19 protein-coding genes are annotated in these 16,456 nt (G+C 57.1%); 9 read left to right on the top strand and 10 right to left on the bottom strand.

What is annotated here, in order from left to right:
* Positions 1-57: 57 nt before the first annotated feature.
* The gene (hisI, locus tag K5845_RS07505) at positions 58-516 is read right to left on the bottom strand and encodes a phosphoribosyl-AMP cyclohydrolase (protein ID WP_090229340.1); all 459 of its coding nucleotides are present in this window, start codon (positions 514-516) and stop codon (positions 58-60) included.
* 149 nt (positions 517-665) lie between these two features.
* On the opposite strand from hisI, the gene K5845_RS07500 reads away from it, so the two are divergent.
* Together K5845_RS07500 and yidD are read left to right on the top strand one after the other, a co-directional pair.
* On the top strand, positions 666-1,148 hold the full coding sequence (locus K5845_RS07500; protein ID WP_090229343.1) for an iron-sulfur cluster assembly scaffold protein: 483 nt from the start codon (positions 666-668) through the stop codon (positions 1,146-1,148).
* A 5-nt stretch (positions 1,149-1,153) separates the two neighbouring features.
* Entirely contained in the window at positions 1,154-1,546 is a 393-nt protein-coding gene (gene yidD, locus K5845_RS07495) for a membrane protein insertion efficiency factor YidD (protein WP_502814126.1), read from the top strand.
* Here the strand turns inward: yidD and K5845_RS07490 are convergent.
* Both K5845_RS07490 and K5845_RS07485 read right to left on the bottom strand, forming a co-directional pair.
* Positions 1,543-2,808 (bottom strand): SEL1-like repeat protein, encoded by a 1,266-nt coding sequence (locus K5845_RS07490; RefSeq protein ID WP_052743956.1) that lies wholly within the window; start codon positions 2,806-2,808, stop codon positions 1,543-1,545. The genes yidD and K5845_RS07490 overlap by 4 nt on opposite strands.
* A gap of 64 nt (positions 2,809-2,872) precedes the next feature.
* Entirely contained in the window at positions 2,873-4,051 is a 1,179-nt protein-coding gene (locus tag K5845_RS07485; RefSeq protein WP_287958716.1) for a TAXI family TRAP transporter solute-binding subunit, read from the bottom strand.
* 448 nt (positions 4,052-4,499) lie between these two features.
* Here K5845_RS07485 and thrS point away from each other — a divergent pair, with 448 nt between their 5' ends.
* Complete coding sequence (gene thrS, locus K5845_RS07480) at positions 4,500-6,473, top strand: threonine--tRNA ligase (protein ID WP_090229349.1); 1,974 nt, start codon at positions 4,500-4,502, stop codon at positions 6,471-6,473.
* Between the two features lie 77 nt (positions 6,474-6,550).
* Here thrS and K5845_RS07475 read toward each other — a convergent pair whose 3' ends face one another.
* The 7 genes from K5845_RS07475 to K5845_RS07445 all read right to left on the bottom strand — a co-directional run bounded on the left by K5845_RS07475 (position 6,551) and on the right by K5845_RS07445 (position 10,869).
* A complete protein-coding gene (locus K5845_RS07475; protein WP_076605330.1) occupies positions 6,551-6,859 on the bottom strand; it encodes a hypothetical protein in 309 nt (102 codons plus the stop codon).
* A gap of 186 nt (positions 6,860-7,045) precedes the next feature.
* Entirely contained in the window at positions 7,046-7,504 is a 459-nt protein-coding gene (gene queF / locus K5845_RS07470; RefSeq protein WP_046478608.1) for a preQ(1) synthase, read from the bottom strand.
* Between the two features lie 5 nt (positions 7,505-7,509).
* Entirely contained in the window at positions 7,510-7,896 is a 387-nt protein-coding gene (locus K5845_RS07465; RefSeq protein ID WP_046478607.1) for a 6-pyruvoyl trahydropterin synthase family protein, read from the bottom strand.
* 51 nt (positions 7,897-7,947) lie between these two features.
* Positions 7,948-8,577 carry a 7-carboxy-7-deazaguanine synthase gene (queE, locus tag K5845_RS07460; protein WP_090229351.1) on the bottom strand — a complete coding sequence of 210 codons (630 nt, stop codon included), beginning with the start codon at positions 8,575-8,577 and terminating at the stop codon, positions 7,948-7,950.
* A 59-nt stretch (positions 8,578-8,636) separates the two neighbouring features.
* Positions 8,637-8,891, bottom strand: a complete 255-nt coding sequence (locus K5845_RS07455; protein WP_052743958.1) for a hypothetical protein — start codon at positions 8,889-8,891, stop codon at positions 8,637-8,639.
* Positions 8,870-9,571 carry a 7-cyano-7-deazaguanine synthase QueC gene (gene queC, locus K5845_RS07450; protein WP_090229354.1) on the bottom strand — a complete coding sequence of 234 codons (702 nt, stop codon included), beginning with the start codon at positions 9,569-9,571 and terminating at the stop codon, positions 8,870-8,872. The genes K5845_RS07455 and queC overlap by 22 nt, the downstream gene beginning before the upstream one ends.
* Before the next feature lie 116 nt (positions 9,572-9,687).
* Positions 9,688-10,869: a porin gene (locus K5845_RS07445; protein ID WP_287958715.1), complete on the bottom strand. Its 1,182-nt coding sequence runs from the start codon at positions 10,867-10,869 to the stop codon at positions 9,688-9,690.
* A gap of 381 nt (positions 10,870-11,250) precedes the next feature.
* Here K5845_RS07445 and eno point away from each other — a divergent pair, with 381 nt between their 5' ends.
* The 6 genes from eno to K5845_RS07415 all read left to right on the top strand — a co-directional run bounded on the left by eno (position 11,251) and on the right by K5845_RS07415 (position 16,218).
* Positions 11,251-12,537 (top strand): phosphopyruvate hydratase, encoded by a 1,287-nt coding sequence (gene eno / locus K5845_RS07440; RefSeq protein WP_090230620.1) that lies wholly within the window; start codon positions 11,251-11,253, stop codon positions 12,535-12,537.
* A gap of 210 nt (positions 12,538-12,747) precedes the next feature.
* Entirely contained in the window at positions 12,748-13,068 is a 321-nt protein-coding gene (locus K5845_RS07435; protein ID WP_244466773.1) for an FtsB family cell division protein, read from the top strand.
* A gap of 209 nt (positions 13,069-13,277) precedes the next feature.
* On the top strand, positions 13,278-13,601 hold the full coding sequence (locus K5845_RS07430) for a DUF5076 domain-containing protein (RefSeq protein ID WP_052743959.1): 324 nt from the start codon (positions 13,278-13,280) through the stop codon (positions 13,599-13,601).
* 27 nt (positions 13,602-13,628) lie between these two features.
* Positions 13,629-15,056, top strand: coding sequence for a dihydrolipoamide acetyltransferase family protein (locus K5845_RS07425; protein WP_287958714.1), 1,428 nt, complete (start codon positions 13,629-13,631; stop codon positions 15,054-15,056).
* A gap of 161 nt (positions 15,057-15,217) precedes the next feature.
* The gene (locus tag K5845_RS07420; protein WP_046478600.1) at positions 15,218-15,661 is read left to right on the top strand and encodes a hypothetical protein; all 444 of its coding nucleotides are present in this window, start codon (positions 15,218-15,220) and stop codon (positions 15,659-15,661) included.
* A gap of 251 nt (positions 15,662-15,912) precedes the next feature.
* A complete protein-coding gene (locus K5845_RS07415) occupies positions 15,913-16,218 on the top strand; it encodes a hypothetical protein (RefSeq protein ID WP_244464921.1) in 306 nt (101 codons plus the stop codon).
* The last annotated feature ends 238 nt before the right edge of the window (positions 16,219-16,456 follow it).

Below are 16,456 nucleotides of genomic sequence, written 5' to 3'. Positions count from 1 at the left end.
TCCGCATCAACCATAGCCCCTAAACGCACCCTCTCAAGATTTTGCCTTCCACACAGATCATTTTCCTTCAGGTTTGCTATAAATTGTCTCAGGATCGAACAATCGGGTGTCATCGCTCGGAACGAGTTTAACGCCGGACTCAGACTCGAAAACGACGCGCCGGTAAAAACAGGTCCGTCGCCCCGTGTGGCAAGCCGCCCCATGCCCTTCGATCCGCACCTGCATCCAGATAACGTCTTGGTCGCAATCCGTTCGCATCTCAATAATTTGAAGCCGGTTGCCGCTATCTTCGCCTTTTTTCCAGAGGCGTCCTCGGGATCGGCTCCAGAAATGTGCTATTCCCGTCTCGAGGGACAGCTGCAGAGCTTCCGCGTTCATGAAGGCAAACATTAGAACCTGCCCAGTGTCCGCGTCTGTGACGATGGCCGGGATGACGCCGGCGCCGTCAAAACGCGGCTGAAATGCCAGCCCCTCCTCCAAGTCGCTTTTGTCCTCGCCAGGACCCATTAGAGACATAACCGCTTCCCTCCGCCTTGACCGGCACTACATACAGGAGGAACCCGCAAATTGACCCGCCAAGAGTCAACCTGCACCATCTCCTATATAGTGATTGAATTGGGCGGGAGGACTAATCCTCCGCCATCGGCGTAGCCGAAGGGACTTCTATGGCCGACCTCGATGAAATTTACCACACGCGGATCCTCGAACTCGCCGCAGCAATACCGCGCACCGAACGCCTCGCGGATCCTGACGCACGGGCATCCGCGCACTCAAAGCTGTGCGGCTCCACGATCGATGTCGACGTGAAGTTATCCGATGGCCGTGTCGTCGACTTCGGGCAAACGGTGAAAGCCTGTCTTCTGGGACAAGCCGCCGCCTCCGTCGTTGGACGAGAAATTATCGGCACCCCAATCGAGGAGTTTACGGACATCGCGGACACCATGCGCCGCATGCTCAAGGAGGACGGCCCTCCTCCCCAGGGGCGCTGGGCCGACCTTGCTGTTCTGGAACCGGTGCGTGACTACAAAGCGCGGCACGCGTCAACACTGCTTGTCTTCGATGCCTTACGCAAAGCCATCAATGAAGCCGAAGGCGAACATGGAAAGTCTGGTGAGCAGCCGACAACGGCAGCCACAACGGAGACCTGATCCGATTGAACACTTGTAAGCAGCACGATCACAGCCCTAACACCCCTACCGACAGAAGGTCAGGTTGGGCAGGCCTGCTGCTGAAAGCGCCGATCCACGCCTACCGCTATACCTTCAAAGCGTTCTTCGGCTGGCATTGTCGACATTTGCCGACATGCTCCGAATACGCACTAGAAGCAATCGATCGTAATGGCGCTTGGCGCGGCTTTTGGCTGACTCTATCTCGCCTGGCCCGCTGCCGGCCGGGCGGATCTGCCGGCTTCGATCCGGTGCCGGACATTTCCACCGAACGCCATCCATTTGCGCCATGGAGATACGGCCGCTGGACGGGCGCTCATATGGAGGAGCAGTGGACCAGCCCAACGGAGTCGCTATCCCGGCCACACCGGAACGACTAGTTGGTTGCCTCCAGCGTGGCCAACCGTTCTCTCGCGGCGACAACCCCATTTTCAGAGGCCTGCGCATACCAGAAGCGCGCACGCGCTGCATCACCCGTCAGACCGACTGCGCCGCGAGCAGCAAGCTGAAGCGGATCAAACGTTTCGCCTAAGGCATACGCGCCCTCCGCGACACCGCTCTCCGCAGCCATTTCAAACAAGAGCCGTGCACCGCTGATGTCTCCAGCTTGCAAAAGGCCACGGCCCCTTGCCAGCAATGCCTGTGCGCGCTGAGGATCAAGACTGCGGGTCACCTCAGTCGGTTTGACCTTGAGAATAAAGCGCGGCGAACCGATCGGCTGGGCCGACATGTCGAAAAGTTCGGCTGTTACAGTGACATCGCCAGCCCCGCCCGGCGGCACGATAATGCGAGCACCATCCAGGCTATCCGGTGAAAGAACCCAGCTGTTATCTCCGCTCGGCATAGCGCCTGCCACATTGTAGTCCGGGGGCAAGCCACGCAGCACAATCGCCGCGACTTCGCCAGTACCATGAGCCGGACTAAGTTCAATCGGCAGACGCACTTCATCACCAGCATCAGCGGCGATCGCAGTCTCATCCCGCTGCGCTAAGACGGTCATCTCAGAGTTAGCGTTCTCCGCACGAGGCTCCGCTGACATATTCGCCGCATTTGCGCCGACCAAGCTGAACGCCGCAATGGTAAAGCGACCGACACCCTCAACGACGGGATCTTGCACGGACGCCGCCTTCATTGGTGGCGCTTCGCTTGCTGCTGGATTTGACATTATGGAAGACAACTCAATCCCAGCTTGTTCGAGCCCACTAATCAGTGTCGGCTCGTACACAAACGTAGCCCCCGCACACACGACAACAATAGCCAAACCGGCGGCAATAAGCGGCCAACGTCGCGACCGAACAACCTGATCCGTTACAGCTTCGACAACGACCAATTCCCCTTTACTAGGCTCGCGCTCGGAGTTGATGTCGTTCACCGCGGATGATGATGAAACGTCGATGGAACTCATTTCATGCCAGGGAGCGACACCAACGAACTCGCCAACGAGTTCGCCGTCCTCAATATCCGAAGTCTCTCGTTCCTCATCATTGCGCGAGGCCTGCGCAGCAACCTTCATACGAGCCTCACGCAATACCTGCATGGGATCGGAACGGATACACTCATCGCCGAGCGGGTCCACGGCGTCGAGCCGGCGTAAGAGCGCCTTGATCGAGCTGTCTTGTGATGTCCCTGACGAATAACTCATGTACTTCCCCAGTCTTTGGTAATTGCACCTCGAACCAAGCTCGAGCGCATTGCGGACAACCCGGTTAGCGCAACCGCTTCTCCGCCTCTCCCCCACTCGACCTGCTCGTCAGCTCAGATTGGCGCGACGAAGATTGCGTCGCTGAAGCTTTCGAGCGGGCACCGGTGACTTCTCGCTCAAGCCAAGCCTTAGCGGGCCTGAACTGAACGATGCCCGGCACAGGCGCCGGTAGATTCATTTCATGCCACTTCGCATGCCGCGCGGGCTCACGCAGCCCTTTCAAATTACCGAACAGGTCTTCAACAAACCGGGCCGACAACTGATAGCGCTCGTGCTTGGCGGGCCAATTCACGACGGTCAAAACAGCACCAACCGCGACCGTATCTATGCTTTGTCCCTCCCCTATCAGATCGGGATAATCCGCATGTGTCAGCTTGGCGGGAAGGTAATCAGCCTCCAATGACGGCGGATATGCAATGGGCAGAAGGCGAAGGCCCTCAATCCGCTCCATCGCAAGCGCATCCGGAGTAGGTTTGCCTCCGAGAAAAACATGCGCTGAGATTTCACCGCGCTGGAGCCGTTCCATTGCGTCGGCATGGCTCAAATTGACTTCGCGCACTTCAATGCCGAGCGCCGCAAAAACGCGCCGCGCTGAAAATTGCGTCCCACTGCCTTGTTCGCCGAAGTTGACAGCACGACCGGTAAGTTCACCCAGATCGCCGATGTCACCGCGCGCTACGACATGAAGCTCCTCATTGCACAGCTTGGCGATGTAGGCGATCTGCTCGCTCTTGATGTCACCGCCCAGCTCTCCACGGGACAAAGCCGCCAGGACGTCTGATTGGGTAATCGCAAGATCGATACCCTTCAGGTACAGCAAATCGGAGATGTTCTGTGGTCCGCCCTTCCCGACAATCGGGAGCACGCGGACATCGTCCGCACCACCGAGAACGATGGAGGCATCCTGCGCCATTTGCAGAGCGGTGCTACCAGAGCTGCCAGCAAGGAGAGTCAGAGATTGTCTATTTCTCAAATCGTCAGTCGACGCGACGCGACTGACAAAAGCCTGTGCATCGACGTTGCCACCGCTCTTCCCGGCAGCTGGAGACCTCGCTGGCTGAGCCGAAGCAGTTAGGGATACTGCGAACGAGAAAACAACAGCAGCAAAAATCCGTGCGGACACACCAAATCCAGCAGCCGTGGTGAGATACCCACCACCCATACCAATGGAATTGAAGCCCATCGTTTACGCGCGCCCCTGTACGCAAACACTACTCAAGCAGGCTCCCCAACCTGCCAAAACTCGTGTGGCCCCGACAACCACAGTCAGCAAACGGCAAAAACCTTTTGCCTTTCCGTGCCCTAGGTGGTGCCAGCCTGGGGGCGGTTTTTCGACGCGGAGAAGGAGAATGTGTGGCAGGAGCTGGGCGATCTCGTGATCGCTTCAGAGGTACGGTCCCACGCCGCGGCGCCTCGGCGCACGTTGATCTCGTAGCTTTGATCTCCCTGCGTTCCCATATGAGACTACCGGGCCAAAGAACCAACAAACTGCCGCGCAGGCCTTGACATGGCGCACGCCTACCGCGCAGATGCCAGCCTCCCGCAGCAGTTTGAATGCGGCTCGCGACGCAACAACGTCCAACCCATCTTACCTGCTTGGTATGCAGCGATTGAGAGAAGGGGCCCAGCTAATGGCCGATATTACTCTTACGTTCCCCGATGGTGCCGCACGTTCCTACCCAAAGGGCATCACAGGCGCTCAACTCGCCGAAGCCATTTCCAAATCACTCGCAAAAAAGGCCGTCGCCATTGTTCGCGATGGTGAACTGAGTGATTTGTCAGATCCCATTAATGAAGACACTCAGGTGCGCATCGTCACACGCACGGATCCTGAGGCGCTGGAACTTATCCGGCACGATGCCGCGCACGTCATGGCGGAAGCTGTGCAGGAACTCTATCCGGGCACTCAGGTAACGATTGGTCCGGTGATCGCCAACGGCTTCTATTACGACTTCGCCAAGAACGAACCGTTCCATCCTGAAGATCTGGCTGCAATCGAAGCAAAAATGCACGAGATCATCGCGCGCAATGCTCCCTTCACAAAGGAGATTTGGAGCCGCGACAAGGCCAAGTCGTACTTTGACGGCAAGGGCGAAAGCTACAAGGTTGAGTTGGTCGACGCCATTCCCGAGGGGCAGGATCTTAAGATCTACCGCCAAGGCGACTGGCTCGATTTGTGCCGCGGGCCGCACATGGCTTCAACCGGACAAATCGGCAAGTCCTTCAAGCTGATGAAGATCGCTGGGGCCTATTGGCGCGGCGATTCCAACAATCCCATGCTGCAACGTATCTACGGAACGGCTTGGGCGAGCGATAAGGAACTTGCAGACTACCTGACGATGCTAGAGGAGGCCGAAAAGCGCGACCACCGCCGCCTCGGCCGCGAGATGGACCTGTTCCATTTCCAGGAAGAGGCACCGGGCTCTGTATTCTGGCACGCTAAAGGATGGACGCTGTTCCAGACCCTGATCTCTTACATGCGCCGCCGCCAGGCAGATGCCGGCTATGTCGAGGTGAATTCGCCCGACATGATGGAAAAGCACTTCTGGGAGCTATCGGGCCACTGGGAAAACTACGGTGAGAACATGTTCACCACGACGTTGCCCGATGAGCGCGTCTTCTGCTGTAAGCCGATGAACTGTCCTGGCCATGTGCAGATCTTCAAGCATGGCCTGAAAAGCTATCGCGACTTACCCGTGAAGATTGCTGAGTTCGGCAAAGTCCATCGTTATGAACCATCCGGAGCCTTGCACGGGCTCATGCGTGTGCGTCACTTCACGCAAGACGACGCGCATATCTTCATCAGCGAGGATCAGCTCGAAGACGAATGCCTGAAGATCAACGAGCTGATGTTGTCGATCTATGAAGACTTCGGCTTCCAAGAAATCGTCGTGAAGCTTTCGACGCGACCCGAAAAGCGTGTTGGCGATGACGCCTTGTGGGACCGCGCCGAAGCAGTGATGTCCAAGGTTCTGGAACGTATTGAACGCGAAGGCGCCGGACGCATTAAAACCAGCATCAATCCTGGGGAAGGTGCCTTCTACGGTCCTAAGTTTGAGTACGTCCTGCGTGACGCCATCGGGCGTGATTGGCAGTGTGGAACAACGCAGGTCGACTTCAATCTGGCCAGTCGCCTGGGCGCATTCTATATCGACGCCAACAGCGAAAAAAAGACACCGGTGATGATCCATCGCGCCATGTTTGGCTCGCTGGAACGCTTCACGGGCATTCTGATCGAAAACTATGCCGGGCATTTCCCGCTGTGGCTCGCACCGGTTCAGGTCGTCGTTGCGACGATTGTGTCGGAGGCCGACGATTACGCACGCGAAGTCGTCGCAGAACTGCAGTCCGCAGGCCTGCGCGTTGAGATCGATACACGCAATGAGAAGATCAATCTGAAGGTCCGCGAACACTCACTGCAGAAAATTCCGGTAATCCTCGTCGTCGGCAAGCGGGAAGCCGAAGAAGCCAAGGTATCGATCCGCAGGTTAGGAAGTCAGGCACAGCAGGTTATGCCGCTGTCCGAAGCGATCGGTGTGCTCACACGTGAAGCTGTTGCGCCTGATCAACGCAGGGAACTAGCCCCGGTCAAAGAACCTGCGTAAGGGCACAACCTGGTAAAAAGAGGGCCCAGCGCGACGTCGTCGCGCTGGGCCCAATCTTTTTTGGAAAGCACCAAAACTTAGTGGCGATGGCGCCGGTGGTGGTGGTGCTTGTGGTGGTGCCGGCGCTTGTGCCAACGGTGATGATGATGGCGGTGACGCTTCCACCGCGGCCGGCACCAGCTACGCGAACCACGATGATACGAACGGTGCCAGCCACGCCGGTCGAGCCTGCACGCACGGTGCCGGCCATGGACCTGGATCACGTTGCTGGTTTCCGTTTTGGCCGCCAAACCATTGGCACCCGAAAGCGGAGCAGCGCTGGCGCTACTGGTGGCAACAGCACCGAGTGCGAACAGGCCGATGGCCGCCGCGAGTAGTTTTTTCATGAGGTACTCTCTCCTTTGGCGTTTCCCGGCGTACGGGCAGAACGTCTGGACCCGGCGAAATCCGTCGCCGGGTTACAATTATTTGCCTGCGGCATGAAGAGCCGCCTACAGACAGGACTTATAATGAGCAATTAGCGCACAAATTTTGGGCTAATTCGGGCGTAAAATTGATTTATCTGTCCGCCCTTAGCCGCGACCTCGATAAGGAGCTACTCCTTGATCGGGAAGCCACACGTCCTCTGGACATTTGCCAACCTGCCAGAATACGTCGATGGGAATGCCCCCGCGCGGGTACCAATATCCCCCGATGCGCAGATAGTGGGGAGCGATCAGATCAGCGATACGCTTGCCGATCGTCACGGTGCAATCTTCGTGAAACGCTCCATGATTACGAAACGACGTCAGATACAGCTTGAGAGACTTTGATTCGACGAGCCAAGCATCAGGCACATAATCGATAACCAGATGCGCAAAGTCGGGTTGGCCAGTCACGGGACACACGGATGTAAATTCAGGCGCCGTAAACCGTGCAAGGTAATGGGTGTCCACATGTGGATTTTCTACACGCTCAAGGACAGCCTCTTCCGGAGCCTGAGGAATAGCTGCCGCATGGCCAAGTAGCGTTACGTCTGGTTTGCTGCCCATATTATTTACTCCGCCGCCAGTGGCATGCGTCGATCGGGTCCATCATAGACACAGCCTTCCTGGCAGGAATCACGTGCGACTTCGACACGCGCCAAACCTGGCACCCGATTGGCAAGTCGGTTCCAGAGCCAGATCGTGATGCGCTCAAGCGTCGGCGCTTCCAAGCCTTCGACATCATTCAAAAGCCGATGGTCTAGCGCTTCGCGCGCATCAGCGATCGCCCCCGAAAGCTCGTCGAAATGGAACACGAGGCCGCTATGCGCATCCGGCTCTCCTTCCACCCAGATACGCGCGCGAAATGAGTGCCCGTGCATGCGGGAATTTGGATGGCCAGGAGGAGCGCTGGGCAAGTAGTGCGCCGCCTCGAAATTGAAGTCCTTATATATTCGCATGAGCCGTCTCTAAGAGATTTTTTCAGCCATTACCAGCAATTGACCTACCAATCAGGCGATGCCGATCAGTTTGTGCGTCTGCAACGACAATCGCCATTCTGGATGTTTGCGACAGTAAGCCACCGCCGCGGCGGTATTGGCCGCAAGATCAGGGCCATCCATGGGCTGAACGTACCTATGCCCAAAGTCAAGGTATGCAAGATCCTCTGGATCGAGACCCGGCTGCGGATAGACCAATTTTAGCTCATGCCCATGAATTTGCTGCAGTTTTGCGCCGGATTTCGGACTTACACAGATCCAGTCAACGGTATCAGGAACTGGCAACGTCCCGTTGGTCTCAATTGCGACCTCAAAACACAGTCGATGCAACTCATCAATCAGCGCGGCATCAACCTGAAGCATCGGTTCACCGCCAGTCAGCACGACGAAACGCTCGTTCTCCCCGCCAGCCCAATTGGACAAGATCGCTGAGGCCAAATCCGGGGCAGTCCCGAACCGGCCGCCCCCCGTGCCATCCGTACCGACAAAGTCCGTATCGCAGAACTGACAGGTCGCTTCGCTCCGGTCGACTTCACGTCCCGACCAGAGGTTACAGCCGGCAAACCGACAAAACACGGCAGCCCGGCCAGCGTTGGCGCCCTCTCCCTGCAGCGTGAGAAATATTTCTTTGACGTGATACATGGCGCAAGCAGTTGCCAGCCGTGACGGCCATGTCAAGTGGGCCGAATGACTTGCACAAATCAGGGTTGAAAGAGCAGGTCGTCTCGAAGGCGCAGCAACTGCCCTTCTGGATCCGAAGCCGGCCACTCATGATGGCCTGCCCGCCCGTACCAATACTTTGCATTTTCCTTATCGCCTTCGAGGCGATGTAGAACGGCGTGGATGTAGCAGGCATTGGCATCTGTATCGTTCTTTTGAACGATGGCGTGAGCCTTGTCGTTTTCACCTGAAAGGATCAGGTCAATCGCACGGATTAGCTCTTTGCGGCTTGCCACTTTTCCCATCCTTTCTGCCGCAGCTGACAAGCCGGACAATGTCCGCAGCCATAGCCCCACTCATGCAGCCGGCCTCGTATTCCGAGGTAGCAGGTATGTGTCTCGTTGATAATCAGGTCGACCAACGGCGCGCCGCCAAGTTCTTCCGTCATGACCCAGGTCGCCGCCTTATCGATGAACATCAACGGCGTATCAATCTTAAAAGTTCGCCCCATACCGAGCGAAATCGCCTTCTCCAGCGCGTCGAGCGTCTCTGCACGGCAATCTGGATAGCCGGAATAGTCGGTCTCACACATGCCGCCAACGAGCACTTCAATGCCGCGCCGATAAGCAACGGCTGCTGCATACGTAAAGAAAAGTAAATTGCGTCCGGGAACAAACGTTGACGGCAATCCGGCCGCCGTCATTTCAATTTCGCGGTCACGCGTTAGAGCCGTATCGCTGATTTTGCCAAACTCAGGCAGTTCGAGGAAATGATCGTCTCCGAGCCGCTCGCCCCAACGCGAATTCAGCTCCGATATGCGCGCGCGCACCCTCAATCGCGCATCAAGCTCAAGCGCATGCCGTTGACCGTAAGCAAACCCGACCGTTTCAACGCGCTCAAAGCGGTCCAGCGCTGACGCTAAGCAAACGGTGGAATCCTGGCCACCCGAGAATAACACCAACGCACTATCGAGCATCGCCGCCCACCCTCAAACTCCTCATGTTCGGACTTTGGCCCAATGTAAGAAAAAAGGGCTGCCAATGGCAGCCCTTTAAGAGTTTGGGTCGGGGGACCCAAATATTTATCGTTACATCAGAACTTGATGCGTGCACCGCCGACAACGGTGTCGAACTTATCTTCGTTAGGATCGACAAGTCCAGCCGTGCCGCCGTCCAGCTCGTAGTGGCGATAGCTGATGTAAAGATCCATCGCCGCAGCGTCGATCTTCTGGACAGCGCCAAGGCCCCAGAAGGTCGCTGTACGATCAGAACGATCTTCCTGCTCACCGCCCATGGCGAACAGCGTCGTCTTACCGATCGTGAACCACTTACGCTCAAGACCACCGCTCAAGAACCAGAAGTGCTCTTCATCAGCGAAGTCATCGGCGTCACGCGTACCGGCCGAGGTCGTGACGAACAGACCCGTCGGCATGTGCATGATGGACAAACCACCGTTCAGGACTTCAATAGCCGGATCATCCGTAGGGCCAGCGCCATTGTTGCGATCCGTGTTCTCACCGTAGGCGATACCTGCAGCAATCTTGAAGCCACCGTGCTCACCGGCATAGCGCAGAGCGACGTCCCAAAGGTCGTCTTCACCCCAAGCAGCCGACACTACGAAACCGCCCATGGTTGGCGTATCGTAACGAACAACGTTAGCGCGGTTGAACTCGTAGTTGCCGAATGCCGGGCCGCCCATGTCGTTCTGCATGATGGCCGAGCCAGCCTGCGAGGACGACATACCGTCAGCAACGCTGGCGTTCGACAAGTCGATTTCCGCGATACCCGAGTTTGCCGTGTCGGCGAAACCGACGCGAACTTTACCCCAGGTATTGCTCTTGATGTACCAGTGCGCCTGACGGAACTCGGGGATGTCCTCGCCCTCGTCGTTGTCTTCGCGCACCTTCGTAGCGTCGGCAGTCTGCCAACCCAGCTCGATGTTGTAGCCGGCTTCCAGGTCGGAATTGATCGCCGCTTTACCGCGGAACCCAAAACGGGTGTTAGAGGTCTGCGGATCAACGACGTAGACGTTGTCCTCAAAACCATCGTCCCACCACATCACGGCGGTCGTGACTTGGCCATAGACTTCCAGGCTTACCTTGCGGTTGCCCTTACGAGCCGTCGTTGCTTCAAGTTCTGCAACGCGCTCTTCAAGGTCTGCGCAGCAGTCACCGCCGAGGTCGGCAGCGCTAGCTGGCGCCGTGTAAGCTGTAAGAGCCAGTAAGCTGGCACCGGCGACAAGACCGAGAGCCGTTGTTTTGATTTTTTCCGTCATGTGGTTTTCCCCGCGCGAGGCCTTTTGCTGTTTATGAACTTGCCCCCGGCCACTCAACATAAAAACTCTACTGCAGACCGGCTTCCGATGAAGGCATAGGCGATTCGATATGGATCAAGAACCGCTTGTGGTGCTTGGATCAGACGCCTGTGGCGAATACGATACAGTTATCCCTATCGAAACGACCGATTAACTCTGGCGCGATCAGCAGAGCTACGGTCTCTGAGAGTCCGAAAAGACGGGCGTAAAAGCCCCTAGCCCGACACGCACCGCCTCGGCTAAGAATGCGCTTCGAGTTGAGGGAATTTCCCCAAAACTAACGCTTAAGAACTGAACCTGCTTGGGCAGACGCATCGTCGAGACGGCGATTAAGGAGCAAGAATGACGGCAATTATCGACATCATCGGTCGCGAAATCCTCGACAGCCGCGGCAATCCTACCGTTGAGGTCGACATCATTCTTGAAGACGGAGTGATGGGCCGCGCAGCAGTACCCTCGGGCGCTTCAACGGGCGCACACGAAGCTGTGGAACTGCGAGACGGAGATGCCTCACGCTTTAATGGCAAAGGCGTAACCAAAGCCGTTGACGCTGTGAACGGAGAGATCTTCGACGCGCTCGTAGGCATGGATGCTGAAGACCAACGCGGTATCGACGCGGCGTTGATAGCGATTGACGGAACGCCAAACAAAAGCCGCCTCGGCGCGAACGCCATTCTTGGCGTCTCCCTGGCAACAGCGCGCGCCGCAGCGACCGCGTCAGAATTACCGCTTTATCGCTACATTGGCGGGGTCACCGCCCATGTTCTCCCCGTTCCCATGATGAATATCGTCAACGGTGGCGCACACGCGGACAATCCGATCGATATTCAGGAATTCATGATCATGCCGGTCAACGCACCGTCATGCGCGGACGCCATCAGGACCGGAGCTGAAATTTTCCACGCTCTAAAGAAAAACTTGAGTGCCGCCGGTCACAACACGAACGTCGGAGACGAGGGTGGCTTCGCCCCCGGCCTTAAGTCCGCAGACGAGGCTTTGAGCTTTATCATGAAGTCCGTTGAAGCGGCCGGTTACAAGCCGGGCGAGGATGTCATGCTCGCGCTCGATTGCGCCGCAACCGAATTCCACAAAGGCGGCAAGTACAACCTATCCGGCGAAGGCAAAACGCTCGATTCCGCTGGAATGGCGCAATATCTCGCTGATCTCGTCAACCGCTATCCCATCATCTCGATCGAAGATGGAATGGGTGAAGACGACTGGGACGGTTGGTTAGCTCTGACCGAATTGATTGGCAATCGCTGCCAACTAGTAGGCGACGATCTATTCGTCACGAATACCGAGCGGCTCTCCAAAGGAATCGAAAAAGGCATCGCCAATTCCATTCTAGTGAAGGTTAATCAGATTGGGTCCCTGACAGAAACACTCGATGCGGTCGCCATGGCCCAGCGCGCTGGATATACGGCCGTGATCTCCCACAGGTCCGGAGAAACTGAAGACTCAACGATCGCCGACCTCGCAGTTGCGACCAATGCAGGTCAGATCAAGACAGGCTCGCTCAGCCGTTCAGACCGCCTGGCGAAGTATAATCAGTTAATCCGGATTGAGGGAGAACTTGGGGACGTAGCTCAATACGCCGGACGCAGCGTAATCCGCGCTGGACGGAGTTAAGCTATCATAGATTAGGCTCGAAACAAGCAAAAGCCCCGCAAGTCGCTACGACGCGCGGGGCTTTCCATTTAAAGATCATCATCTACACCTAACCCCAGAGCGCATTTGCAAAAAAATTGGGTCTTGTTCACACGCTCTTAAGACAGCGGAGGCTATGACAGGGGGGTTCCCACTCCAAATCTTTTTCAGCGTATTGTGAGTTCGAACAAAGTGTCTCGTCGCACCTTCCAAGTAAGGCGGCCTAAGCTGTCGCAGGCTACGGTGTTGCTTGCCTGCCTGAGTTTCACAGCTTACTTCGCCCACCACGCGATCCACGGCCGACACGGTCTCGAGGCTCGCTCCAGATTGATCGATCGCTCCACTCTGTTGGAGTTTGAGATCAAGAGTCTCGAGGCCGCCAGGTCGGCACTGGCTCGCGACGTGGCACTCCTCAATCAAAATCCGCCGCACCCAGATCTCGTCGAAGAGATTGCGCGCGGCGTACTGGGCTACGCCCATCCCTCAGACCGGATTATCGTGCTCCGCGAGTAAAGGTGACGCCTGTAAGCGCCACCTCCAACGCTATCAACGGCAATATCCTCAAGACTTCCCGCCCCTTTGTGCCGTTCAACTGGCGCAAATTTTGAAACGGGGTTAGGCATCATTGTCCAATGGATCGCGGCAGCCCGGCATGGTCTGCTACGTTCCAAGACTGACATGTTTGAATGATGCGCGGCGACATACGCCGAGGAGTTGCCCAAATGGATATCGACGACGACCTCCCCGAGGAACTCGACCTACCCGACGGCGTCGTCGAGGCGGATGAAGCTATCGAGGTCCTTCGTGCCTGGGTCGCTGACGGGGCGTTGCACGTTATCTTTGATCCCGAGACATTCCATGATGATGTATCCGAATGGGGCCGCCTCCTCGCCGACGTCGCTCAGCATGTCGCCAATGCCGTCGAGATGGACGGCCAAATGAACCGCTCCGACGCGCTGGCCCAGATGTATGATGCATTCGACCGCCACGTTCATTCAGACCAACCAGGAACGACCGGTCGGATAAAAGGTCGCACGGAGCACTGATACATCCGTTTCTGAGCCGGGATACCGATGCCCATCCAGATCCTGCTGCCGGCACTACCCCCACGGACGCCACCCGCGCGCTTAATGCGCTGGCGCGTGTCCGTCGGCCAGCAGATTGCTGTTGGTGACATCATTGCCGACATCGACACCGGACAAGCGACAATCGAGGTCGAATCCACTGTCTCAGGCCGCATAAAGCGCATTTTGGTGCCGGAGAACACGTGGGGCATGCCGCCTAACGTTGCCCTGGCGCTTCTTGATCCCGACGATAGCGGCGTTGAGAGCAGCGGCGAGCCGACTGACGAAGTTTGGCAACCTCTCGATGCGCCGAGACGCAGTGCGACCAAGCCTCAAAATCAACAGACGCGAACACCCTCTCCCGAACCGCAACGGCAAGCCGCCCCCCAACGGGAACAGAGGGCCACGCAGCCACCGCAAGACACTCACTCGCGCTGCTCGAAGCATCTCGCTTCACCCCGGGCGCGCAGCTTGGCAAAAACCTACGCCATTGATCTGGACATGGTGCGCGGCTCAGGGCCTGGAGGCCGGATTGTTAGCCGGGATGTCGAAGCTGCGCTCAAAGCGAACCAAGACACGCCAAGCGAAAAGCCCGCACCGAAGAGGCGTCAAGTTGAACATAACAAGTCGCCAAGCGCCAATGAGACGGCGTGGGAAGCCGAGATCAGGCCCTCACTTGCGAGTCCAGCACCATCGCCGCCAAAAGTCAGAGAGATTCCTTCCTCTCCCGTGACACCACATATGGCCACGCGCGCCACCTTGCTTGAAAGAGCGGCACAGGAAATCCCGTGCGCGCGCCTCACGATTGACTGCATCGTGGATGGCTTGCCTCGCCTGCGACGCGTCCATAGCGGTCAATCGGGAGATTTCGCCACTCTGCCCGCCGCGACTTCACCTGGCGTCGTTTTCGCAAAGGCGTTGGGCTTGGCGCTCTATGATGTCCCAGCCGCGAACGTCACGTGGACACCAAAAGCGCTGCTGCATCATCAAACAGCAGACGTCGCCTTCGCAGTCCTTATTCCAGAACTGCAAGTCTCACCGGTCATACGTAACGCCGACACGCTGACTTTGGATGAGATTGCCGAAACCGTAATCGACCTAACGCAGCGCGCCCACACCAATAATTTGGAGCAAGCTGAACTAGAAGGTGCCGCCGCCGTTATTCTTGACCTCGGCGCCTATGGCGTACGCTCATTCGAACCCGTGGTCGAACCTCCACGCGCGCTCAGCTTAAGCCTCGGGGCAAAGGAACACCGGCCAATAGTAATTGACGGCCAAATCCGCAGCGCGTCGATAATCAACTGCACATTAACATGTGATGTTCGCGCGATACCGATCGCTGTCGCCGCCGAATTGCTCGCAACTATCAAGGCCTTAGTCGAAGAGCCCATGAGCATGCTCAGCCCTCCGATCGGCACTCCTCTCTTCAGTGTCTGAATCGCAACGCCGCGCACCTATCCACACTTTACCACCTATCGTCCGACGCAAGCCTACCGCAAGGTAGCTTTGAACCTTGAGGCGACTCACCTGCCATGCTTCAGATGCTGTAGCGGTCCGACGGGGAGTCGGTGACACATAACGGGACTTAGGGGTGATCTATGTATCAAGGCAAACTCGTTTTAGGACTCCTGCTGGGTAGCGCACTAGCTCTCGGTGGTTGCGCCGCTGATGGTACCAGTTTGCTGACGACCGGATCGTTAGGCGGCAATGAAACCAAAGTTGCCGAGAGTGATCGCATCAGCCCCGAGTGCATGAAGCTCATGGCGAAGATCCAGGAGCTGCGCCAGGAAGGAACCCCGGATCGGGTTGAAAAGATTTCCAGTGGCAAAAGCTCGACGGTGAATATCAAGCGCTCAGCACTCGCGAAACTGACCGAGTTGGATAAGGCGAACAGCGAGTTTCAATTGAAGTGCTCGAAGCTCGCCCCGACAACCGCAGCCGCGGCGACACCAGCTCCGGCAGCCGGAGCGACGGCGGCGCCAGCCAAGCAAGCAGCTACGACCGCAACAAACACCCAGCAAGCTGCCGCTGCAGCTCAATAACAACGCATCGGTTTTGATCGCATCACGTTGGCGGGCCGGATTCCTGGCCCGCCAATGTGCATTTTGCCTCCGAATTGAGCGATTTCCGAGCGTCGGCAATCTCAATAAGTTCAGCAAAAAACACATCCACGAGCCAGCAGCACGCTTGCTGTGGTGCAACAAGGACACATCGTTGCCGCGAGCCCTTGCTAACCGGCTGCGGCTGTGATGAAACCGCTATTAATTACGGGACTTTCGAATCGGAGGGAGACGTGTCGAAGTCTACTGCAGACACGCGTTTCATGAAATTTTTGGTCGTGGCCGCAGCAGCGATGCTGATTGCTGGTTGCGCCAATGAGGGTGGCAGTGGCTACGGCGATCCGGGTGCGAGAGCGTTACCGGCGGGTGAAAGCTGCAAATCCATTCGTGCGGAACTCAACCGCATGGACGCACGCGGAATTCCGTCCAAGGTAGAAGCTGTAAATGCCGGACGCAGCGTCTCCTCAAAAGATCGCGAACTCGCGAACCGCTATAACTCGCTTCTCAATAGTTATTTGGGTGCGCGCTGCCACGTGTAAGCGGCTCTGCGTCACCATGTTGTCTACGTCGGGTTGAAGCAATCAGAACGGGGGGCGTGATCAGCGTTCCCTCGTACTCATGAGATCTGTGCGTTAGTCTTCGGACGAGCCGGGACTTCAATTGATCAACTGGCAACGGGATAATCGCGCAATGGACCGCCGAACACAGCAACTTCTAATCTTCCTCCTGATCGGCATCCTCGCCGGTTGGCTTGCCTCTATTGTCGTCGGCGGGGGC

Source organism: Filomicrobium sp. (assembly GCF_025698805.1).
Classification (GTDB): domain Bacteria; phylum Pseudomonadota; class Alphaproteobacteria; order Rhizobiales; family Hyphomicrobiaceae; genus Filomicrobium; species Filomicrobium insigne.
Note: the sequence above shows the minus strand (reverse complement) of the source record. Positions and strands in the feature narration are given on the sequence as shown.